We start from the raw sequence: 929 nt of genomic DNA, 5'->3' as shown, positions 1-929 counted from the left end.
ATGATTTCGCCCACTTGAGCGTTGTAACATCTCAAGCTCAGTCTACCGCTTGTTAGTCCTTTATATCGGGACATTGCAGTCTCAGATATTGAGCGATAGTGATAACCAGATTGGGCTTTCCACTCCGCTATTGTTCCATTTTTCAGAGCGGTTACTGCTCCGTTTCTGGGATGACCATCTTCCCAAAGTGCTGCATTCTTTCGAGGCGGTATCAACGGGGTACAACCTTTCTTTTTCAAAGTCTCGTGGCAATTTTTGGTGTCATATGCTCCATCGGCAGATACAGCAGTGACCTTTCTGCGTAGTGGGTTGAGCAACGTAGGTAGCACTTCACTATCGCCAACATTGACTAGACTGACTTCCGCACTAATCACCTCGTGAGTATCTACATCAACAGCTAAGTGTAGTTTGCGCCATGTTCTGCGTTTATCTGCACCATGCTTTTTCACTTTCCATTCACCCTCACCAAAGACTTTGAGGCCAGTTGAGTCAATGGCAATATGGCGAATAGCCCCTCTAGATTTATTACGATATTTGACCTGAACCGTCTTCGAGCGTTTACTGATACAGGTGTAGTCAGGGGACGTCAGCGGTACATCCAATAGTTCAAAGATCGAGTCGATAAAGCCTTGAAGTGCACGTAATGGCAGAGAGAAGATGCCCTTAATCATCAAAGCAGTTTCAATTGCTGTATCTGAGTACTGGAAGCCTCTACCACGCTTACCATGGTGGGTTTTGCATTGCCATGCATCAATGGCTGAGTCATCTATCCAGAACGTAACCGAACCACGCTTGCACAGAGCCTTATTGTACTCCGCCCAGTTAGTTATCTTCTTTTTCGTTTTCCCCATGTCATCACCGCTCTTACCATCACAAAGGATCAGATCGCAGGACTTGGAAAAGGTTCAACTGATTTAGGCAACAACGCC

Annotated in this window: 1 protein-coding gene; it reads right to left on the bottom strand. The window is 46.0% G+C overall.

The features are described from left to right. The coding region (locus AACW06_RS19720; RefSeq protein ID WP_192076355.1) for an IS5 family transposase at positions 1–851 on the bottom strand (851 nt) is incomplete at its 3' end. Positions 852–929: the final 78 nt, after the last annotated feature.

This window comes from Vibrio sp. S12_S33, from assembly GCF_963889785.1.
GTDB lineage: Bacteria > Pseudomonadota > Gammaproteobacteria > Enterobacterales > Vibrionaceae > Vibrio > Vibrio aestuarianus.
Note: the sequence above shows the minus strand (reverse complement) of the source record. Positions and strands in the feature narration are given on the sequence as shown.